Source organism: Caulobacter sp. DWP3-1-3b2 (assembly GCF_049896325.1).
Classification (GTDB): Bacteria; Pseudomonadota; Alphaproteobacteria; order Caulobacterales; family Caulobacteraceae; genus Caulobacter.
Map to the genome: position 1 here is coordinate 14,861 of NZ_JAFCUB010000006.1, position 20,779 is coordinate 35,639.

Annotated in this window: 21 protein-coding genes and 2 pseudogenes; 15 read left to right on the plus strand and 8 right to left on the minus strand. The window is 66.9% G+C overall.

Going from position 1 to position 20,779, the window contains the following annotated elements:
* The first annotated feature begins 76 nt into the window (after positions 1-76).
* The 3 genes from ACP7AG_RS06140 to ACP7AG_RS06150 are packed head-to-tail and all read left to right on the plus strand — an operon-like array spanning position 77 to position 1,379.
* A complete protein-coding gene (locus tag ACP7AG_RS06140; RefSeq protein WP_426030172.1) occupies positions 77-370 on the plus strand; it encodes a hypothetical protein in 294 nt (97 codons plus the stop codon).
* Complete coding sequence (locus ACP7AG_RS06145; protein ID WP_426030174.1) at positions 367-807, plus strand: Spy/CpxP family protein refolding chaperone; 441 nt, start codon at positions 367-369, stop codon at positions 805-807. The genes ACP7AG_RS06140 and ACP7AG_RS06145 overlap by 4 nt, the downstream gene beginning before the upstream one ends.
* Positions 804-1,379, plus strand: coding sequence for an RNA polymerase sigma factor (locus ACP7AG_RS06150; protein ID WP_426014995.1), 576 nt, complete (start codon positions 804-806; stop codon positions 1,377-1,379). The genes ACP7AG_RS06145 and ACP7AG_RS06150 overlap by 4 nt, the downstream gene beginning before the upstream one ends.
* Before the next feature lie 405 nt (positions 1,380-1,784).
* On the opposite strand, the gene ACP7AG_RS06155 is transcribed toward ACP7AG_RS06150, so the two are convergent.
* On the minus strand, positions 1,785-2,726 hold the full coding sequence (locus ACP7AG_RS06155; protein WP_426030176.1) for a class I SAM-dependent methyltransferase: 942 nt from the start codon (positions 2,724-2,726) through the stop codon (positions 1,785-1,787).
* Positions 2,727-2,917: 191 nt separating this feature from the next.
* Between ACP7AG_RS06155 and ACP7AG_RS06160 the strand changes: the two genes are divergently transcribed.
* The 8 genes and pseudogenes from ACP7AG_RS06160 (at position 2,918) to ACP7AG_RS06195 (ending at position 9,726) form a co-directional block, all read left to right on the plus strand.
* On the plus strand, positions 2,918-3,481 hold the full coding sequence (locus ACP7AG_RS06160; protein WP_426030178.1) for a TetR/AcrR family transcriptional regulator: 564 nt from the start codon (positions 2,918-2,920) through the stop codon (positions 3,479-3,481).
* Between the two features lie 74 nt (positions 3,482-3,555).
* Positions 3,556-3,831: a metal-sensing transcriptional repressor gene (locus ACP7AG_RS06165; protein ID WP_426030180.1), complete on the plus strand. Its 276-nt coding sequence runs from the start codon at positions 3,556-3,558 to the stop codon at positions 3,829-3,831.
* Positions 3,832-3,838: 7 nt separating this feature from the next.
* Complete coding sequence (locus ACP7AG_RS06170) at positions 3,839-4,978, plus strand: nickel/cobalt efflux transporter (protein ID WP_426030182.1); 1,140 nt, start codon at positions 3,839-3,841, stop codon at positions 4,976-4,978.
* Between the two features lie 390 nt (positions 4,979-5,368).
* Positions 5,369-6,298: pseudogene (locus tag ACP7AG_RS06175) on the plus strand (histidinol dehydrogenase).
* 378 nt (positions 6,299-6,676) lie between these two features.
* Positions 6,677-7,045: a hypothetical protein gene (locus ACP7AG_RS06180; protein ID WP_426030184.1), complete on the plus strand. Its 369-nt coding sequence runs from the start codon at positions 6,677-6,679 to the stop codon at positions 7,043-7,045.
* Complete coding sequence (locus tag ACP7AG_RS06185; RefSeq protein ID WP_426030186.1) at positions 7,042-7,476, plus strand: hypothetical protein; 435 nt, start codon at positions 7,042-7,044, stop codon at positions 7,474-7,476. Before ACP7AG_RS06180 ends, ACP7AG_RS06185 begins: the two co-directional genes overlap by 4 nt.
* Positions 7,473-7,832 (plus strand): efflux RND transporter permease subunit, encoded by a 360-nt coding sequence (locus ACP7AG_RS06190; RefSeq protein WP_426030188.1) that lies wholly within the window; start codon positions 7,473-7,475, stop codon positions 7,830-7,832. Before ACP7AG_RS06185 ends, ACP7AG_RS06190 begins: the two co-directional genes overlap by 4 nt.
* Before the next feature lie 283 nt (positions 7,833-8,115).
* Positions 8,116-9,726 (plus strand): efflux RND transporter permease subunit, encoded by a 1,611-nt coding sequence (locus ACP7AG_RS06195; protein WP_426030190.1) that lies wholly within the window; start codon positions 8,116-8,118, stop codon positions 9,724-9,726.
* 250 nt (positions 9,727-9,976) lie between these two features.
* Here ACP7AG_RS06195 and ACP7AG_RS06200 read toward each other — a convergent pair.
* The 7 genes and pseudogenes from ACP7AG_RS06200 to ACP7AG_RS06230 form a co-directional block, all read right to left on the minus strand.
* Positions 9,977-10,138: pseudogene (locus ACP7AG_RS06200) on the minus strand (HWE histidine kinase domain-containing protein); the annotation flags it as partial.
* A complete protein-coding gene (locus tag ACP7AG_RS06205) occupies positions 10,135-10,662 on the minus strand; it encodes a PAS domain S-box protein (RefSeq protein ID WP_426030192.1) in 528 nt (175 codons plus the stop codon). The pseudogene ACP7AG_RS06200 and the gene ACP7AG_RS06205, both read right to left, overlap by 4 nt.
* Before the next feature lie 481 nt (positions 10,663-11,143).
* The gene (locus ACP7AG_RS06210; RefSeq protein ID WP_426015011.1) at positions 11,144-11,803 is read right to left on the minus strand and encodes a tetratricopeptide repeat protein; all 660 of its coding nucleotides are present in this window, start codon (positions 11,801-11,803) and stop codon (positions 11,144-11,146) included.
* 18 nt (positions 11,804-11,821) lie between these two features.
* Positions 11,822-12,574 (minus strand): SDR family NAD(P)-dependent oxidoreductase, encoded by a 753-nt coding sequence (locus ACP7AG_RS06215; protein WP_426030193.1) that lies wholly within the window; start codon positions 12,572-12,574, stop codon positions 11,822-11,824.
* Complete coding sequence (locus tag ACP7AG_RS06220) at positions 12,567-13,229, minus strand: TenA family transcriptional regulator (RefSeq protein ID WP_426030194.1); 663 nt, start codon at positions 13,227-13,229, stop codon at positions 12,567-12,569. Before ACP7AG_RS06220 ends, ACP7AG_RS06215 begins: the two co-directional genes overlap by 8 nt.
* Before the next feature lie 15 nt (positions 13,230-13,244).
* Positions 13,245-14,693, minus strand: a complete 1,449-nt coding sequence (locus ACP7AG_RS06225) for an AMP-binding protein (protein WP_426030195.1) — start codon at positions 14,691-14,693, stop codon at positions 13,245-13,247.
* Positions 14,690-15,403, minus strand: a complete 714-nt coding sequence (locus ACP7AG_RS06230; protein ID WP_426030290.1) for a thermostable hemolysin — start codon at positions 15,401-15,403, stop codon at positions 14,690-14,692. The genes ACP7AG_RS06225 and ACP7AG_RS06230 overlap by 4 nt, the downstream gene beginning before the upstream one ends.
* A 187-nt stretch (positions 15,404-15,590) precedes the next feature.
* On the opposite strand from ACP7AG_RS06230, the gene ACP7AG_RS06235 reads away from it, so the two are divergent.
* The 4 genes from ACP7AG_RS06235 to ACP7AG_RS06250 all read left to right on the plus strand — a co-directional run bounded on the left by ACP7AG_RS06235 (position 15,591) and on the right by ACP7AG_RS06250 (position 20,370).
* Positions 15,591-16,112 (plus strand): RNA polymerase sigma factor, encoded by a 522-nt coding sequence (locus ACP7AG_RS06235; protein WP_426030197.1) that lies wholly within the window; start codon positions 15,591-15,593, stop codon positions 16,110-16,112.
* 100 nt (positions 16,113-16,212) lie between these two features.
* Positions 16,213-17,187 carry a FecR family protein gene (locus ACP7AG_RS06240; RefSeq protein ID WP_426030198.1) on the plus strand — a complete coding sequence of 325 codons (975 nt, stop codon included), beginning with the start codon at positions 16,213-16,215 and terminating at the stop codon, positions 17,185-17,187.
* 29 nt (positions 17,188-17,216) lie between these two features.
* Complete coding sequence (locus tag ACP7AG_RS06245) at positions 17,217-19,631, plus strand: TonB-dependent receptor (protein WP_426030199.1); 2,415 nt, start codon at positions 17,217-17,219, stop codon at positions 19,629-19,631.
* Between the two features lie 37 nt (positions 19,632-19,668).
* Positions 19,669-20,370 (plus strand): VIT1/CCC1 transporter family protein, encoded by a 702-nt coding sequence (locus ACP7AG_RS06250; protein ID WP_426030200.1) that lies wholly within the window; start codon positions 19,669-19,671, stop codon positions 20,368-20,370.
* Positions 20,371-20,779 lie beyond the last annotated feature (409 nt).

Sequence of the window (20,779 nt, forward strand, 5' to 3'; positions counted from 1 at the left end):
GCGGTCCATACTTGCGGGATAAAGGGGTTCTGCCGCGTATAGTCAGCGGGACACCTCCGGGGGCGAAGGACCGAACATGACTTTGAACATCGACGATCTCATCGAGCGGCTGGCGTCTCAGCCGCTCGACCGTTCGTTGGAGGGTCTGGAATGGGACGTGGCGCGCGGCATCGCGCGCCGGAGCGCCGACTTGAAGACCGGAGCCGCCTTGGCGCCCGTCCGCGTCGCCTCGATCGGTCTGGCCCTGGCAATCGGCGTCACCGCCGGCGGCCTGGCGGCAGCCAGCACGGTGTCGGCTCCACAGCAGCTCAGCACCTTCTCGGTCTCGGCCCACCTCGCGCCATCGACGTTGATCGAGGGCTCCCGGTGAGCATCACTCGCGGCATCGTCCTGACGCTGGTGCTATCGACCCTGGCCGCCGCGATCGGCGCTTGGGGCGGTGGACAATATGTCGTTCGCCGTATGCAACACGCCACGCCACTGCACCAGATGGTGCACGAGAAGCTCGATCTGACCCCTGACCAGGAGCAGCGCGTCGACCGGTTGGAGCGGCAGTACGCGGCAAGGCGCAAGGCGCTGGAAGCCGAGATGCGGGCCGCCAACGTCGAGTTGGCCCAGGCCATCCAGGAACAGCACAGCTATACGCCCAAGGTCCAGGCGGCGATCGATCGCTTCCACATGGCGATGGGCGCGTTGCAGAAGGAAAGCATCCAGCATGTGATCGCCATGCGCGCGGTGCTGACGCCGCAGCAAGCCGCGCGTTTCGACGATACGGTCGTCAAGAACCTCACCGAACAGGCGCAGTGACCGGAGGCGATCCAACCGATGAGGCGCTCGCGGCCCTTGCCGGGAGGGGGGACGAGCGCGCGTTCTCGCAACTGGTGGTTCGCCACAAGGAGAGCCTCTATCGACTGCTTCGCCGCTATACCGGTGACCGCGACGAGGCCTATGAGGCCGTCCATGAAACCTTCATCGCCGCCTGGGCCGCGCTAGGCCGATATGACGCGGCGAGGGCGTTCGGTCCCTGGCTTCGAACCATCGCCATCAACAAGGCCCGCGATCGCGGTCGGCGGATGGCCGTTCGCCGCTTCTTCTTCGGCGGCGGCGAGGACGATCTGGCCTCGGCGGTGGACCCGGGCCTGGCGGCCGACGATACACTGCAGCAACGCCAAGTGATGGAGCTGCTTGACCAGGCGGTGGCCCGGCTTCCCGAGGCCCTGAAGGCGCCGCTGCTGCTGACTGCCTTCGAGGGTCTGTCCCAACACGAGGCCGCCGCGATCCTCGGCGTCTCAGCCAAGTCGATCGAGACGCGGGTCTATCGCGCCCGCAAGGCGCTGGCCATGAGCCTCGACCCCGCTGTCCTCCGCATCGACGCCTAGTTTTTGAATGAGCACTGAGATGACCCGCGCCGAGGGGCCCAAGCTCATCAAAACCTGGTCTTCGCCTTCATCTACAATCAAGCGGGTGTCCCTATCGCGGCGGGCGCTCTCTATACCATGTTCGGCTGGCTGCTTTTGCCGCAGATCGCTGCGGCGGCCATGGCCCTGTCGTCCGTCAGCGTGATCAGCAACGCCCTGCGGCTTCGGGTCGTGAAGCTCTGAGCCATCGTGGACAGGGTCAGGGCTCCGGGCGCAAACCCGCCAGGGTGACGGCGACGCGCCGTTGAACTGCGACTTTGGACGCAAGACGACTGGCCGCCGTCAGGGCGTGCAGGCAATAGGTCGCTATTTAATCCGGCGCGACGTCGTCACGCAGCGCCGCTCCTCGCGCTTTCGATCCCCCGACTACACCCGCGGCTTAGCCAACACGACGAACCAAGCGTGGTTGAAGACACCTTCGTCGAGAATCTCAAACCCTGCGGCGGTCGCCAATCGCCGCCAGCCGCCCTTGGAGGTGAGAAGCAGCGACAGCACGTTGGCCACCGCGAACATCGACCAGCCTGGTGTCCAGACCGCCATCAAGAAACGGCCGCCCGGCTTGAGCACCCGGAGCGTTTCAGAGAGCGCGCGCGCCTTCTCGCGCCCCAAATGATCGTAGACGTGGGTGCTGACCGCGGCATCGAACGTAGCGTCGCCAAACGGCATCGCCGTCAGGTCGCCGATCTCAACCGCGACCTTGTCCAACAGGCCAGCCAGGCCCAGGTTCCTATCCAGCAAGGCACGACCCCCGTCGTCGATATAGGCCGCATCGAAACGATCCAGGCCGATCACCCGCCCAGCCTTCAATACGCGAGCCAGGGCGATGCTGGTGCGGCCGCTGCCGCAGCCGGCGTCCAGGACAAGGTCGTGGTCTCCCGAAAGAAGATCGACCATCGGCAGCACGACCTGATCGAGGCGCCGGAACCCTCTCATGATGGTGTTGCCCGCCACTAGCAGCACGGCCATCCCGACCAGCAAGAACGCGACCGGCCACAATCCCGGTAGGGTCAGGATCGCCAGGATCGCGCCAGCCAAGCAGACCAGGGCCGCGATGGCTAAGCCGTTCATCCAGCCCGGCCCCCAACCGAAATCAAAGGTCTCATCGCGCGGGGCGCTGGCCTTGCGGCGCGTCCAGCGACGCAGAAGGTCTCGCCCGCCGGACACGTAGAGCGAGGAGGCCAGCACCAGACCCCCGATCACGTGGAAGCCCGCCAGCAGAAGCAGGGAGCGGGAAATCACGGCAAGCGAGGGCGCGTAGAGAAAGAGGCTCGCGCCGGCGGCAACGCCTACCACGCCCATGATCCACATGTGGCTATGGGCCGAGCGGCGGGAACGAGATGTATGGTGAGGCATGGCCTGGCTTTCCTGAGCTGCGATCGAAGGGGCGGTTGGCTGGGCCTTGCCGCGCCCGCCGCCGTCGCTAACCTCTAGCGGCCCGCGGCGAGCCTCCGCCCGGACAAGACCAGGGAGGCGTCCGGTTTCCGGACGAAGGGCCGCAGATGTCCGCCAACGCCAAAACTTCAATCGACCTGGCCGACAGCCGTCCCGTGCAGCGCACCAAAGCCGCGTTGTTCGAGACCTTCCTTGGCCTGGTGCTGACCCGCCGCTACGACCGCATCACCGTGGCCGATATCATCGGCCCAGCCGGGATCGGCCGCTCGACCTTCTATGAACACTACCGATGCAAGGATGACCTGCTGAAGGAGGGCCTGGCGGGTCCGTTCGGCGTCCTAGCCGACACGGTTCTGGCCGGGCACGCCGACGATCCGCGCCTGGAGGAGACCCTGGCCCATTTCTGGGAGAACCGCCGGACTGGCAATGTCCTGTTCGCTGGCACAACGAGGACCCTACTGACTCGCGCCTTGGCCGACCTGCTCGAACGGAGACTAGCGACGCGGCGCATATTGTCATCGCTTCCGCCCGCCTTGCTGGCCGCCCAGATGGCGGGCGGCCAGATAGCGCTCCTCACCGCCTGGCTGTCGGGCTTGGCCCCTGCCAACCCGAAGTCGATCGCCGACGCGCTGCGCGCCTCCGCCAGAGCCGCTGTCCTAGACCTCCTTTGATCTCCCCTGGAGGCCACTCGGTCCGCAAGCTGTCGATTGCCATATCCCCTCCTAGGGGATAGGACTCACCCGCCATGGCCCATGTCGTTCACGAAACCCATCCCGAGATCATCAATCGTCTCAAGCGCGCCGAAGGGCACCTACGCAAGACGATCGCTATGATCGAGGCGGGCCGCACCTGCCTGGACCTGGCCCAGCAGCTGCACGCCATCGAAAAGGCCGTCGCCGCCGCCAAGAAGACCCTGATCCTCGATCACATTGACCATTGTCTGGCTCACGCCGCCGTGGACGAGCCGCGCGACGCGGCCGCGGCGATGAACGAGCTCAAAACCATCACCAAATACCTCTGAGGCGCCGATGACTTCCCTTGCCGATCTTCTCGCTCAAGGCGCGGGGCACGCCTGGCTGTTCATTCCCTCGGCTCTGCTGTTGGGGGCGCTTCACGGCCTCGAGCCGGGCCACTCCAAGACGATGATGGCCGCCTTCATCGTCGCTGTACGGGGCACGGTGTGGCAGGCGATCCTGCTGGGCCTGTCGGCGACCGCCTCCCATACCCTGATCGTCTGGGTGATCGGTCTGGCGGGCCTCTATTTCGGGCGCAATCTGGATCTCGACACCGCCGAGCCCTGGTTCCAGCTGGCCTCGGCGGCGATCATTATCGCCGTGGCCCTATGGATGGTCTGGCGCACCTGGCGCGAAGGCCAGACGCAGGCCAACGAACATGACCATGACGACCACGACGATCACGGCGATGAGGACGAGGTCCGGCGGATCGACACCGGCCATGGTCTGGTCGCCCTGGCAATCTTCGAGGATGGCGCGCCACCCTGCTTCAGGGTCACCACCGAGCGCGGCCACGCACCGCGCGCCAGCGAACTGACCGTCACCACCACGCGCCCGGACGGCGCGGTGCAAACCTTCGCCTTCGTCGACAAGGGCGCCTTCCTGGAATCGTCCGATGCGATCCCCGAGCCGCATGCCTTCGAGGCGCGACTGTCGATCGCCCACGGCTCGCATGGCCACGACTTCGATGTCGTCTTCGCCGAACATGACCACGGGCACGGGCACGACCATGGCCATGATCACGGCGGCCCGGACGTTTTGGACCCCGGTTACCAGGACGCCCACGAGCGTGCTCACGCCAACGACATCAAGAAGCGCTTCGCCGGCCGCGACGTGACCACGGGCCAGATCATTCTGTTCGGCCTCACCGGCGGCCTGATCCCCTGCCCGGCCGCGATCACGGTGCTGCTGCTGTGCCTGCAGCTCAAGCAGGTCGCTCTGGGGGCCACGCTGGTGCTGTGTTTCTCGATTGGCTTGGCCGTCACCATGGTCACCGTTGGGGTCGTGGCCGCCATCGGGGTGCGTCACGCCGAGAAGCGTTTCGCCGGATCGTTCGCGACCTTCGCCCGCCGGGCGCCCTACGCGTCAGGCGCGCTGATCACCATCGTCGGCCTGATCCTCGCCACTCAGGCGGTTCGCGCCATTTTCGCCTGACCCGGTGCCCTGCGGAACGATACGTCGGCCTGTGCTGCACAAGCCGACGCCGGGGCCGCGCACGAAAGTCGCGTGAGCGCGCGGGTGGGCGCCCTCGGCTGCGTAGAATCCAGCGTGAGGTTTAACGCTTGCCGCCTCGTGTGAAACGCACCGGGCCCGATCGTCGCCTTGGTTGCGGCGTGAAGTCGCCCGAACAATCCAGCGGGGATCGCCGCCTGGCGCGTTGAGCAAGCATCGACAGAGTGGAGATTTGCCGTGGTTCGACACTTGGCCCTCGATGACCCCGGTTTCCAGGCCGCTTTCGCCGCGCTGGTCGAGGAGCGTAGACAGACCTCACCGACCGTCGAAGCCAGGGTTTAAGAGATTCTCGGCCAGGTTCGGACCGAAGGCTTGCCGGCGCTGCTTCGCATCTCCCAACAACTCGACGGCGCGCGGATCGACGGCGCCGATCTTCGGGTCAGCGCCGAGGAAATCGCCGCCGGCGCGACCCAGTGCTCCCAGGAAGTCCGCGACGCCCTGGACCCGACCGCCCGCCGGATCGGCGACTATCACGCACGCCAGAGGCCGGCCGACGCCTGATTCAAGGACGAGGCCGGATTGGAACTGGGCTGGCGATGGACACCGCTTGACGCGGTCGGGATCTACGTACCCGGCGGGCGTGCGGCCTATCCGTCCAGCCTGCTGATGAACGCCGTCCCCGCCAAGATCGCCGGCGTTTCGCGCATCGCCATGACCACGCCGCCGGGCCACCTGTCGCCGGCCGTGCTGGCGGCCGCGCAGATCGTCGGCGTTTCAGAGATCTGGCGCGTCGGCGGCGCCCAGGCCGTGGCCGCCTGTACGAGCCTGGGTGCCAGTCTCCTGACCGCGCCGCCTCCCCCGCCACGGCCGAAGGCGTGCCGCCGTCCGACATGCCCGCCCTGCAGGTCGCCCGCGCCGAACGCGAGGCCGCCAGCCGCCAGCCGCCAGGCCAACGTCGGGCGTCGCCGCGCCGGTCCCGACGTCACCGCCTCGTTCGGCGTCCGCCGTCTGAATGGCGACGACGCCACCACCGTGATGGCCAGCATGTCGGCGCCGTTCCCCTGTTCGACCAGAACCGCGACAATGTCGCCGCCGCTTCCGCCCGCGCCAACGCCGCCTCCGCCCGGTTCGAGGACACGCGCCTGCGGGCCGAAGCCGACTGGCGCTCGGCCCGCGCCCAGGCCGACGCCGCCGTCGGCCGCGTCGTCGCATAGAAACAGTCCGAGGCCGCCGCCCAGGAGGCCTATCGTCTCGGCCGCCTCGGCTACGAGTCCGGTAAGACCCCCCTCGTCGAGGTCCTGAGCGCCTAGCGCGCGCTGACCGACGCTCGCCGCACCACCCTTGATGCGCGTGTGGCGCGGGTTCGCGCCCAGGCCACCCTGGCCCGTCTGACCGGCCGCGCCTCCTTCGGAGAATAGGTCCATGGCAACCCCTTCCGCAGCCAGCCCGCGCGCCCTCATGCTTGGTGTCGCCGCCGTCGCCCTCCTCGGGGCCGGCTATGGTCTGGCCAAGCTGACCACCAAGCCGGCGCCAGCGCCGTAAGCCGCCGCCGCCGCCGCCGCGCCCGAAGGCGCACCGTCCGAGGTCAAGGTCGAGGCGTCCTACCTCAAGGTCTCCAACATCAGCCTGCAGACCGTTACCGCCGGCGATTTCGGCGGCCAGGTCCAGGGCTCGGGCAGCGTGGTCGCCTCTCTCGGCGGCGAGGCGGTGTTGACCGCTCACGCCGCCGGCACGGTGGTGCGCGTCTTCAGGCGCTTGGGCGAACCGGCGCGGGCCGGCGAGACCCTGGCCCTGGTCGAGAGCCGCGAGACGGCGCTGGCCACGTCCATCCTCGCCCGCGAGAAGCGCCTGTTCGAACAAGGCGTCACCGCCCGCCAGGATTACGAGACCGCCAAGGCCGAAGCCGAGGCGGCCGCAGCGTGGCGGTCGTCAGCCCGACCGGCGGCAAGATCACCGCAGCCACGGCCACCCTGGGCGCCTTCGTCTAGCTTGAAAGCGAGCTCTTCCGCGTCGCCGATGCGCGTGAGGTTCAGATCGAGGTGGCGGTGAGCCCGCAGGACGCCGCCCGCATCTTCCCAGGGGCAGTCGCCAGCGTGCGCAACGCCGCCGGTGTGGAGGTCGCCGCAACGGTCCGCTCCGTAACGCCGACCCTGAAACCCGAAACGCGCTCGGCAACGGTCGTGTTGTCAGGCGCCGGTGCGGGCTTGGTTCCTGGCGAAGCAGTACAGGCCCGGATCACCGCGAGAGGGTCTGGCCAGCCCGGCTTCATCCTGCCGGAAGAAGCCGTGCAATCACTCAAAGGCAGGGATGTGGTGTTCGTTCGCACCTCCACCGGCTTTGCGGTTCGTCCGGTCGTGGCGTCCACCCGCAGCGGTGGCCAGGCGCTGGTCGTCTCGGGCCTGAAGGTCGGCGAGCGCGTCGCCGCGCGCTACGCCTTCCTGCTGAAGGCCGAGATCGCCAAGGGCGATGAGGAAGAATGATCGACCGCATTCTCGCCTTTTCGGTCCGCGCACGATGGCTGGTCCTCGTGCTCGTCGCCATCATCTCGGCGTTCGGGGCCTGGCAGCTCTTCCAGCTGCCAATCGACGTCACCCCCGACATCACCAACAAGCAGGTGCAGATCAATACCGTCATTCCAAGCTTGGGACCGGTCGAGGTTGAAAAGCGCGTTACCTTCCTGATCGAGACCGCCTTGTCAGGCTTGGCCGGCGTGGAGAGCACCCGTTCGTTCTCGCAGAACGGCTTTAGTCAGGTGACAGCGGTCTTCAAGGAGAGCACCGACCTCTATTTCATGCGCCAGCAAATCTCCGAACGCCTAGAGCATTTCCCGACCTGACTGCGTCAGGCCGTGAGCTTTAATCTTCTGTTTTGACGCATTTTTCTTCACGCGAACCGGAACCACTTCGCTCGAAAAATGCTCTAGCGCAGGCGCGGCCCAGCCTTCCGGATGGCGCCGAGCCGCGGATGGGCCCGGTCTCCACCGGCCTTGGCGAGATTGTCCACTACGCCGTCGACTTCAAGGACCCTGACGGCAAGGCTGGCAAAGCGACGGCGCGTTTCTAACCGAGGACGGCGAGCGTCTGACCGACGAGACCGCACGCCTGGCTTACCTGCGGACCGTGCAGAACTGGATCGTGCGTCCGCAGTTGCGCACCGTGCCCGGCGTCGCCGACGTCGACTCCCCGGGCGGCTACGTGAAGCAGTACGTGGTCGAGCCCGACCCGGCCAAGTTGACCGCCTATGGCATTTCCTACGGCGAGCTAGGCGAGGCGCTTGAAAAGGCCAACCTCTCGGTCGGCGCCGATTTCATCCAACGTTCGGGCGAGTCCTACATGGTGCGCGGCGACGCCCGCATCCGTTCGGCCGACGAGATCTTGCGCGCCGTCATCGCCACGGTGGCGCGCAACCTGACCGAGGGCGCGCTGTTGGTGATCGCCATTCTGTTCTTAATGCTAGGCAACTGGCGCGCGGCCCTGATCGCTACCCTGGTGATCCCGCTGCCGCTCCTCTTCAGCGCCAGCGGCATGAACGTCTTCAAGATCTCCGGCAACCTGATGAGCCTGGGGGCGCTGGACTTTGGCCTGATCATCGACGGCGCGGTCACCATCGTCGACAACACGCTGCGTCGCATGGCCGAGCGTCAGCAGCATGAGGGCCGGATCCTGAACCTGCAGGAGCGGTTGGAAGTTGCGCTGCGCTCGACCCAGGAAATGGTTTGTCCGACCGTCTACGGCCAGATCGTCATCCTCTTGGTCTTCCTGCCGTGCCTGACTTTCCAGGGCGTCGAGGGCAAGATGTTCTCGCCGATGGTCATTACCCTGATGCTGGCCCTGGCCTCGGCCTTCGTGCTTTCGCTGACCTTTGTGCCGGCGATGACGGCGCTGATGATCCACGGTCATATCTCGGAAAAGGAAGTTCCCGCCGTCGCCAAGACCAAGGAGGCCTACAACCCGTGGCTTTATCGCGCGGTCGCTCGTCCGTGGCCGTTCATCGGTGCGGCGGTCGGCGTCTTCGTTCTGTGCATGGTGGCGTTCAACTTCGTCGGACGCGAGTTCATGCCCATGCTCGACGAGCAGAACTTGAACCTGTCCTCGGTGCGCATTCTTTCAACCTCGATCGATAAGTCCGGAGAGCTGGACCTGCTGATCGAACGGGCGATCCTGACCCTGCCAGAGGTTAAGACCGTCTACTCGAAGGCCGGCACCGCCAGTCTCTCGGCCGACCCCATGCCCCCGAACGCCTCGGACAACTACGTCATTCTCAAGCCGAAAAAGGACTGGCCCGATGGCGTGAAGACCAAGGAGCAGGTGATCCAGCGGATTCGCAAGGCCACCGACCCGGTCGTCGGCAACTTCCATGACGCCACCCAGCCTATCGAGATGCGCTTCAATGAGCTGATCGGCGGGGTCCGTTCCGATGTGGCGGTCAAGCTCTATGGCGAGGACCTGGGGCAGATGACCGCGACGGCCGACCAGATCGTCAAGGTGCTGCGCAGCGTGCCGGGCGCTTCGGACGCCCGCGTGGCCCAAACCGAGGGCTTCCCAACCTTCGACATCAAGTTTCGATCGGGACGCCATCGGCCGCGGCGAGCGCCCGTAGCACAGCCAGGGGGCTGTCGAGTTGGTACACGATCCCGGCGGGATCATATCGCACTTGAACCTCACCATGAAGTTGCCCGGCCAGGGCGCCGAGCAGACGCGTGCCAAAGCCTCGTCGGGTGGGCTCGATGACCACCGGTCCGCCGCTTTCCGTCCATCTCAGGCTGAAGAGCTGGGCGTGCTCATCGACCACGGACGTGATCTCAATGCGCCCCGTTGCGTTGGACAAGGCGCCATATTTGACCGCGTTCGTGCAGAGTTCGTTGAGGATCAAGGTGAGAGGCAGGATCGACGTGGGGCCGATTTCGACAAGCGTGGATCGGACCACAAAGCGCGGATTTTCCCTATTCTCGAAGGGTTCGACGGCCGAAGCGACGAGGTCGATCAATTTCGCTCCGGCTTCGTTAGCCTGGAGCATCAGATCCTGGGCTCGGCCCATCGCGGTCAGGCGGCTGGCGATGGCTTCGCCAGCCTCGTCCAGATTTCCCGCCGACCGCAAGCTTTGCGAGGTGATCGCCATGACCGTCGCCAGCATGTTCTTCATGCGGTGGTGCAATTCCTCAAACAGGAGGCGCTGCAGGCGCCTTGCGCCCTCACGTTCGGTGCGTCGATTCCGGCCGCCGCCACGAGGCGCGCTGAATCGCGTTTCGCGACCCGCAGCAATCCCCGCAGGTCGGAATTCTCCAACTCGAGCAGATCTCTGTTGGAGGTGTTTGTGATCTCCCGCATCGCGACGATCACAACGAGCCCGTCGGTGGATTGATACGGACTTAAGCTGATCTCCACCCGAATTTCAGTACCGTCCTTGCGTCGCGCGGCGAGGTCCAATCCCGCGCCCATCATCCGCGGACTCGGATCCCGCACGAACCGATCCATATGGCCCGAATGCAGGCTTCTGTAGCGATCCGGTACAAACACGTTCGCCGATTTGCCAAGGAGCTCACTGGAGCTGTAGCCCAACAGGGCTTCGACCCGACCATTGGCGAAGTTGATACGGCCAGCCTGGTCTACGACGACCACCGCATCCGGGTTGGACTCTGAGAACTCGCGATAGACACGCTGCGTCATGCGCGGCACAACAGGGCTTTAATGGGATTGGCAGCTAACTTGTGGCGCACGCGCGCGGCGTCCGACAAACAGCAGTCCAAGCGCCACGGGACGCTATCTTGGCATCGCCTGCCGTCACTCAGTGAAGCCGAACAGGTCAACCCGGGCACATCCTTACCTGGACTACACGCGTCCTCGTTCCACCCTAGCGCGTTATTCGATAAGTCTCGCCATCCTGAGTTCAGCCCGTGCGTTGCGCCAAGACGACCGACTGCGCTTCGCGCCAAGCCCCAGGCGCCGGCAATCGCTAAATCTTGGCCTGTCTGGAAGACGTTTGCGACGCACGGGCTTGTCGACGTCCAACAAGGGTAGCGGCGCCACGCCGATCGCCAGCCCGATCATCGGTTCCGACCACTCAAGCAAGTGGGCGCCGAGATAGACCCAGGACAGACCTATCGCGGCGCCCCTCGAAGCCGCCAATCGCTTACGAAGGCCATCAGGTCTAACCGTGAGCCTTTTTTCGCGCGGTCGCCAAAAGCTCCGCCGCCTGCGCCTTGCGCCCACGATCGGCCACCTCGCGCCCCGGACGGGCCGGCGCGTTGAGCGCCCGCTGCAAGGCGACCTCGGCGCCGACGTAGTCGCCCTGACGAATCAGGAAGTCGCCATAGAAGAAGTTGGAATCCACGCCGCTCGGATTGGCGGCCAGGGCCTTGGTCAGATAGGCGCGCGCCTTGCCCGCGTCGCCGAACCCGATCGGGAAGCCTGGCACTTGGGCATAGAGCGATCCCAAGCTGGTGTAGACCGAGCCGTCGCCCAGGGCGGCGGGATTGATCCTTTCGGCCCGCTCCAGCATGCCCCGCGCGCTCTTGGCCAGAGCCAGGCCGCCCATGCCGCCCTTGGCTCCAGCCTCGGTGGCCGTGGAGATCGCCTCCCAGACCAACGGCTCGGCGCGATTGGGATACTGCTTGGCCAGAGCGTCGGCGTCGGCCGCCAGCTTGGCTGCTTCAGTCGCTTGGGCCGACTTGTCGCGCACCTCGTAGTTCACATGGGCCCAGGTTCGGGCCAGGCCGTTGATGCGGCCGTCGAAAGCTGGGTCGGCGGCCAGAACAGGCGCGCCGACGAGCGAAACGGCCGCGATCACGGCCAACATGGAAAGTTTCATGGTCGAGGCTCCGAAAGATCAGTGGGAAAACAGCCGCGCGGCCTTGCGGTCGTTGGCCGAGAGGGCGTTGTCGACGAGGCGTGGGAAGAGGGCGTTGATCCGGACGAACAGGCTTTCGGGAAAGCCGAAATAGACGTCACGCTTGCGGCCCCGGATGGCCTCGACGATACGCGCGGCGATCTGCTCGGGCGGGTCCATGTTCATCTGGGTGAGCTTGGCGAACTCCATGACCGCGGGCGAGTTGAGCGCGGTCTTGACGGCGCGGGGCGCCACGTAGGTCACGTCGATCCCCGTACCCGACAGCTCGCGGCGCAGCGCCTGACTGAAGCCGCGCAAGCCGGCCTTGGCGCTGGAATAGGTGACGAAGTGGGCGAAGTTGATCGAGCCGAAGATCGAGCCGACATTGACGATCTGTCCGCCCCCCGCCGCCTTCATCCTCGGCAACGCGGCCTGGGCCAGCCGCACCGGCGCGATCAGATTGACCAGGTAACTGGCCATCAGGTGCTCGGGCGTCTGGCGTTCGAACGGCCCAAAATGCTGAATTCCCGCCAGGTTGATGACGATGTCCCAGTCGCTGCGCGCCACCGCCGCGGCGGCGGCCTCGATCCCCTCGGGGGTCGAGATGTCGTGCTTGAGGAAGGCCACGCCATTGACGGGTTCGGCGCGATCCAGCACCACGACCTTCGCCCCCTCCGCCATGAGCTGTGATGAGATCAGCGATCCCAAACCGCCGGCGCCGCCGGTCAGCAGAATGGTTTTGTCTCTAAACATAGACCACCCGATCATGAGGGATTGAGCGGAAGACGTCGGCGAAGCGGTCGAAGATCGCCTTGGCGACCTCGATGATCGCGGCCTGGTCGTCGGGGTCGGTCACCTCGTCCATCAGCTTCTGGAAGAAAACGAGGTGCTCCATGTCCAGCGAGCCATGCGAGGTCAGGTAGCTGAAGCACTCCGGCCCCAGGTTCAGGTTCTTGGCCACCGCCTCGGCGCCCTGGGTCGCCAGGCGCACGCTGGTCCCCTCCAGCACGAAGACCATGCCGAAGAAGCCCATCGGGTTGACCTTGGCGATGTAGTCGTAGGCGAAGGCGACCATGCGACGGGTCGCCTCGCGGGGCTCGCCCAGCCGCACCGCCTCGGGATCGCCGCCGCAATGGCGAATGTCGTTGAGGATCCAGGCTTCGTGCCCCGTCTCCTCGGCGATGTACTCGTCGAGCGCATGGCGGAAACGGTCGCGGGCGTCATCCAACCCGGCCCGCGCCGCCTGCATCAGCGGCACGGTGTGCTTCACGTGGTGATAGGCCTCGGTCAGATAGGCGATATAGGTCTCGCGCGAGATGCGGCCGGTCAGACCGTCCTGGATCTGCGGCACGCTGGCCAGGGTCTGCTGACCCTCGGCGGTTTCGGCGACCAGTCTCTGGAAGAACATCAAGTCGGGCTCCTGTTACGAGGCTTGGATGAAGTCGCTGTGACGCGACAGCAGGACCGCCCGACGCGGGCGGCCATTGTTGGTGAGTTCGCCGGCGGCTAGGTCGAACGGTGCACGGATCTGCCAGCGCTTGATCTGGGCGTAGTCGGGCAAGGCCTGGTTGGCGCGGGCCACCGCCCTGGCGATGGCCGCCTCGTCCATGTCCGGCAGCAGCGGCACGATCAGCGCGCCGAGCGCGGCCTGGGCCTCGCCGAACACCACCGCCTGGCGAATCTCGGGTTGGGCCAGCAGTTCGCTCTCGACCCATTCGGGCGCGACGTTGCGACCGAAGGCGGTGATGATGGTGTTACTGCGACGCCCCTCGATGCGCAGGAAGCCGTCGGCGTCCAAGCCGCCCAGGTCCCCGGTGCGGACTTCGCCGGTGTTTAGCGCGCCGCCGGCGTAGCCGAGGAAGGGATGCGGCCCGACGACGATCTCGCCATCCGGGGCGATCTCGACTCTGAGGTGTGACAGGGGCCGCCCCACGGCGCCGGCCTTGCGGGCGGCGGGCGTGTTCAGCGCCACGACCGAAGCGCATTCGCTCAGGCCGTAGCCTTCGTAAACCGGCAGACCCAGGGCGTCGGCCTGGCTCAGCAGTTGCGACGACACCTTGGCCCCGCCGACCGCCACCAGGTTCAGCTGTGGAAAGCGCGCGCCGGAGAAGGTCATCACCATCAGCAGGGCCCGCAGCAGTTCAGGCACGACGATCAGGCTGGTCGCTTCCTCGGCGGCGATGGCGCCGGCCAGGGCCGGCAGATCGGGCCGGAATGGATTGTCCAGGCCCAACATCGCCGCCGGCAGCACATGGTAGCGCCCGCCGGCCAGCAGGGTCGTGTAGAGACCCGCCACGTTCTCCAGCAGGATCGACAGCGGCAGCAGCGGCAGGTGACGTCCGGCATAGTCAGCGCCAATCGCCTCGACCAGCGAGCCGGCCACCATCTCCATCTGGGCTTGCGACAAACAGACGCCCTTCGGTTGGCCCGTCGAGCCGGAGGTGTAGGTGATCTTGGCCGTGCCCGTCGGCAAGGGAACCTGGGCCGTGCGACGCGGCTTCACGTCGATCGGCGCGCCCGCCACGACCATCTGGCCGCCCGCCTCGGCCGCCTCGATCAGCAGGGTCGCGCCGGCGTCGGCCAAGGCGTGATCGCGCTGGGCCAGGGTGAAGAATCCCGGCAGCGGCAGGCTGGGCCAACCCAGGCGGATCAAGGCCAGGTCCAGAATCACCCAGGCCGGCCCGTTGGCCAGCTGGATGGCGACCGGCGCGCCGGGGCGCACCAGCGGCGCGAAGGCGAACAAGGCCGTGGCCGCGTGGCGCACCGCCTCGCCCAGCTTGGCGTAGGTCCAGGTCGCCGATGGCGTGCTCAGCGCGATCGCATCGGGCGAGGCGCAAGCGTGGGCGTCGATCGCCCGCAGGACGCTGCTCATCGGCCGATCTCCGGGCAGGCCGGATGGAGGCGAGGCCGGATGTCTTGGATCTCGACGGGCTGGGCGACCAGCATCTGGCTCAGGGGCCGCAAGGCCGGACCGATCGCGCCGGCCAGCAGCTCCGGATCGCGCTCGTAATAGGCGCCCCACTCGGTGGCGGCCTCGCCCAGGCGGGAGGGCTCGGCGCGGGTCAGGACCTGGGTCTCGAAGCCGACACGGCCGAAACTGCGGCGCAGTTGGCGCGTGGCCGTGGCCACGGCGTGGGTGCAGCCGTGCTGATCGAGGTGGCGCGCCAGGGCCAGGAACAGGAACATCGAGGCGCCGACGCTGCCCGAGCCCAGATTGCCGATCTCGGCGACCCCGCAACGCGTCACCGGCTGGGCCAGCTTGCGGGTGATCGCGGCCTCGACGGGTTCGTTCAGATATTGCTCCAGGAACAGCGGTTCGGCGGCCGCAAACCGGAAGCCGACAGCGGCGTGGATACGCCCCTCGCCATCTTGGACGCTCATCAGCGTGGGGTAGTGCCGGCTGATCACGCCATTGAACGCCGTGGCGTAGGCGGCCTCGAGATAGGCCTCCACGCGCAGCCGCTCGGGCCGCATCAGGTGATGGATCGAGATCACCTTCGGCGTCAGGCCGGTGAAGCGCCGCATGCGCGATTCGTCGAACCGCAAGCTGCCGCGCAGGGCGCCGTCGTCGATCATCATCACTTCCAACAAGGCCGGTCTCCACGTCCTGGCGGGCGTCGTGACGCCCTTCGATGAGCCATGACGACGTGCTGTCCAAACCGCCTCAAAGGGATTGCGATTGCGCCAGGAGGCGGCATCGGAAAGACTGGAGCGGTCGTCGGATTCCCGCCGACGCGCCGCGACCCCGGCCGGAGCTTGGATCGAGTCCTTGGACGACAGCGACGTCCATCCCCTGCTCGCCTGCTACCTCGAACGGCGGGAAGAGCTGGTGCGCTACTTTCGTGTCCGGCTGCGGTCCGAGGAAGCCGCCCAGGACCTGGTGCAGGACATCTATCTGAAGATCACACCGCCGCCGGCCGCGCCGGTCGACAATCCCGCCGCCTATCTCTACCGGCTGGGCACGAATCTGATGCTGGACCGGATCAAGGTCCAACGACGAGCGGGCCAGCGCGACGCCCAGTGGCGCGGCGCGGGCGGTCCCAGCGCCACGGACTGGGAGGCTGCCGACGAGCCCCGCGCCGACGACGCCCTGGCCGCCCGCCAGCGCCTGGCCCAGATCGTCGCGGTCGTGAACGGCCTGCCGCCCGCCGTGCAGGAGGCGTTCCGCTTGCACAAGCTGGAAGGCCTCAACCACGCCGAGACGGCGGCGGCCATGGGCGTATCGCGCTCCAGCGTCGAGAAGTACATCATGACCAGCCTCAAGCGCATCCTCGCAAAGGTCGGCCGATGATGTCCGGAAACCTTCTGAAGAAAGTTTGGAGGCACCTGGGCGTTTGTGGCGTCATTGGGGCGAGCAACGAGGCTTGGGCCTCAGGGAATGGTGAGCACCGATGAGCGGCGCGGACGACATGACGGCGACCAACGCCCTGCGCGACGACGCCGTAGCGTGGCTGGTTCGCGTCCAGTCGGATCAGGCCGGCGCCGACGACTGGGCCGCGTTGACCGCCTGGTTGGAAGCCTCGGACGACCATCTCGTGGCCTTCGAACAGGTCGAAGCGGTCGCGGCGGAATTGTCCGAGCGCGCGCCCGAGATTTCTCCGGCCCTGAAGCCGGCGACGTCGCGGGTCGTTCCCCTGCGGCGCCGTGCCGCCCTGCCCGTCTGGTCCGCTGCGGCGGCCGCCGCAGTGATCGCCCTCGTCGTCGGCCAGATGGCCTGGCGCGGTTATCAGGGGACGCCGACGGTCTACCAGACCCGCCCGGGCGAGACCCGCGAAGTGGCCTTGGCCGACGGCACCCACATCCGCATGGACGCCGCCTCGACCCTGACCGTCCGGCTCGGCTGGCGCGCACGGCGCGTCGAGATGGCCGAGGCCCAAGCGACCTTCGACGTCGCCAAGGACCCCGGCCGCGCCTTCCTGATCTCGGTGGGCGACCAGCAGGTACGGGTCGTCGGCACCGAATTCAACATCCGCCACTACGACAAGTCCGTTCGGGTGACCGTGCGTCGTGGGATCGTCGAGGTGCGCCAGCTCGCCCTGGGCCAAACGCCCGTCGCGCGCCTGGTGGCCGGCCAGAGTTTGAGCCATGTCGAAGGCGCGCCGAGATCGGTCCAAACCGCGACCGACCCCAACCCCGCCTTCGCCTGGACTGAAGGCCGGATGGTCTGCGACGACGAGACCCTGGGCGACATGATCGCCTATCTGAACCGCCGCTATCCCGTGCCGATCAAGATTTCGCCCGCCCTCGCCGGCAAACGCTTCTCGGGCGTCCTGGAGCTGGGCGACGAGAATCTCGTGATCAAACGCCTCGCCAGCTACTTTTCGCTGTCCGTGCATCGCATCGACAGCACAATCGAACTACGGTAGCGCCGTCCTGAACATCGGAGGGTGTTTCGTTGCGAGCTGACGCATGGCGGCGCTGGGCGCTGGCTTCCAGCTTCGCGTGCGTGGCCGGATGGAGCAGCTATGCTTCGGCGGCCCAGCCCCGCTTGGCGTTCGACATCCCCGGCAAGCCCTTGAACGCCGCCCTGGTCGATTTCGCCATCCAGGCGAAGATCTCGATCAGCACGCAGGCCGCCGCCGGCTGCGCCCCGACCAGCCAGCCGCTTCGGGGTCGCTTCACCCTCCACGCCGGATTGACCAAGCTGCTGGCGGGAACCAACTGCGGCTTTCGGCTGATCGACGCTGGCGCCGTCGAGATCGTCCGCCTGCCACCCGCCAAGCCCGTCGCTCGAAAGGCCCTCCAAAGCGCGTCCGATCCTGCCACCTCACTCGGCGAGCTGGTCGTGGTGGCGACACGCCGCCTAACCCCCGCCGATCGCCTCGCCTACGCCGTCAGCGCGGTCGAGAGCTCGGCGATCATGGGGCAAGCCCTACGCGACGCCAACGACCTGGCGCTGGCCGTTCCGGCCATGACGGTCACCAATCTGGGTCCAGGGCGCGACAAGATCATGCTGCGGGGTTTGTCGGACGGACCGCTGACCGGCCGCACCCAGTCGATGGTCGGGCTCTATCTCGACGACACCCGGCTGACCTACAACGCCCCCGACCCCGACCTGCTGCTGATCGACATGGCCCAGGTCGAGGTCCTGCGCGGGCCGCAGGGCGCGCTCTATGGATCGGGGTCCCTGGGCGGCGTCCTGCACCTGGTCAGCGAGCAACCCTACGCGGATCGCTTCGAGGCCTGGGTCGCGACCAACCTCGGCGCCACGCACGGCGGCGACGCCTCCGACGGCCTGTCCGGCATGGTCAACCTGCCAATCCTCAACGGTCGCGGCGCGGTCCGCGTTGTGCTCTATCGCGATCAGCAGGGCGGCTATATCGACGACGCCGGGCTCGGCCTGAAGAACGTCAACCGCACGCTTCGCTCTGGGGGGCGGGTGAATGTGAAAGTCGACCTGGGCGATGGCTGGACCCTCACGGGCGGCGGCGGCGCCCAATTCATCAACTCGGACGACACTCAGTACGGGCTGGCGACCGAAGCGCCCTATACGCGTCGCAACCACGTGCGCGAGCCGCACGACAACGACTTCGCCGAGGCGCACCTGAATCTGAAGGGCCAGATCGGCGCCGTCCAGGCGCGTTGGACGATCTCGGCGGTCGACCACGACATCACCAGTCGCTATGACGCCACCGCCGCGCCGCCCATCTCCCCGGCTCCCGGCCCTGCGGCCTATGACGACGACGATCGCACCCACAGCCTGGTCACTGAGGGCTCGCTCGCGGCGGCCGATGACGCCCGCTTGCAATGGCTGGTCGGCGCCTTCCTGGCCCGCACTCAGCAGGACATCGATCTAGCGCTGACGCGTCTTGCCGACCTACCGGCCGAGGCCTTCGCGGAAAAGCGACGTGACACGCTTGACGAGGCGGCGCTCTACGGCGAGGCGACCTTGCCCATCGGCCGATCCCTGAGCGTGACGCTCGGCGGTCGGGTTTTCACCTCCAAGACCCGCGTGAACAGCCACAGCACGGCCCTGACCGGAACGATCGCGCCGTTCTCGGGCAGCTTGGACCAGTCCGGATTCGCGCCCAAGGTAGTGCTATCCTATGCCCTTTCCCCAAGCGCCTTGATCTATGTCCAAGCGACCGAGGGCTACCGAGCAGGCGGGTTCAACACGACCGGGCCGTCCGGCCAGGTCTTCTCCGCCAGCGGCCAGGCCGAGCCACGCCGCCTTTATGACAGCGACGAACTCTGGAACCTGGAGGCCGGCGGCAAGGTTTCCCTGCTCAACGGCCGCCTGCGCCTGCGGGCAACGGTCTTTCAGGCCAGTTGGAAGGACATCCAGAGCGACGAGCTGCTGCCCTCGGGCCTGCCATACACCGCCAACATCGGCGACGGGCGCAACCTGGGTCTGGAGTTCGAAGGTGCCTACCGCGTGGCCGGACTGCGGTTGAACGCCAACCTGCTCTTCAACGCCCCCGAACTGGAGAAGGCCAACCCCGCCTTCCCCGCGCGCAAAGACGTCAGCTTGGCCGGCGTGCCCCATTCCGCCGGGGGGGTGACGGCCCACTATGACTGGTCGCTGGGTTCGGACCTGACCTTGGAGCTGGACGGTCGTTACGCCTATGTCGGCCATTCCCACCTGACGTTCGACGCGACGACCGCGCCCTTGATGGGCGGTTACGCGACCGGCCGCCTGGCCGTCGGTCTCGCCACCCGGCGCTGGCGAACGACCCTGGCCTTGGACAACCCGACCGACACGCGCGGCGACACCTTCGCCTATGGCAATCCGTTTTCTCTGCGATCGACCGATCAGATCACCCCGCTCCGCCCTCGCACCGTCTCTCTCAGCGTCCGCGTCGCCTATTAAGGCGCCAAGGTCGCGGCATTCATCAAGGAACGCCGCCATGCCCAGATCCTATCGCCACGCTGAAGCCCATCTGGTCTCTCGGATTGGATGGCTGCGCGCCGCCGTGTTGGGCGCCAACGACGGCTTGGTCTCCACCGCCAGCCTGATCGTCGGCGTCGCGGCCGCCTCGGCCAAGCCGAGCGAGGTGCTGGTCGCCGGCGCCGCCGCGCTGGCGGCGGGCGCCATGTCGATGGCGGCAGGGGAATATGTCTCGGTCAGCTCGCAAGCCGACACCGAAAAAGCCGACATCGCGCGCGAGACCCAGGAGCTGAAAAACGACGGCGAAGCCGAGCACGCCGAGCTGGCTCAAATCTACGTTGAACGCGGTCTTGAACCCGAGACGGCCAGGATCGTCGCCCAGCAATTGATGGCCAAGGACGCACTGGACGCTCACGCCCGCGATGAACTGGGCATCTCGTTGGCGACGGCGGCCCGCCCGGTGCAGGCCGCCCTCGCCTCGGCGGCGAGCTTCACGGTCGGCGCGGCCGCGCCTCTGATCGTCGTTGCGGTGGCGCGGGTGCCGATGATGGCGCCTGGCGTTGTGATGGTGACCCTAGCTTGCCTGGTGCTGCTCGGCGTGGCCGGCGCCAAAGCTGGCGGCGCGCCGCCTTGGCGCGCGGCGGCGCGGGTCACCTTCTGGGGAGCCCTCGCCATGATCGTGACGGCGGGTATCGGCCGGCTGGTCGGCACGGTCATCTAATGTGAGGGCGGCGCTTGGCGCCGCCCGCCGCAGCCGGTCCATCAAGTCGCCCAGCGTTTCGCAGCGGGCCAGGTCGCTGTCGGGCAAGACAGCGCCGCATTGGTCCTCCAAGGCGGCCACGAGGCCCAGGAATTCGTAGGCTGAGACATCGAGTTGGTCGAGCAAGTGCGATCGACCTAAGCGCCTCGGCATTTGACCGAGCGATCGGTTCGGCAAGGCCAGCAGAGCCGTTTCAGAAGCAGGATCGAAGAAAAGAGCCATGGTGACGTCCTCCTCCCGCAAGGACGACGGGCTTTCGCGCCTCCCTCGAAGGGTTCGTATGATCGCGACATTTTCCAAGTCCCGCGCGCTGAACTCACCTCAGAACTCGTCCCGCCAAGGTCGCGCGTGCTGCCGCAAGCAAACGGTC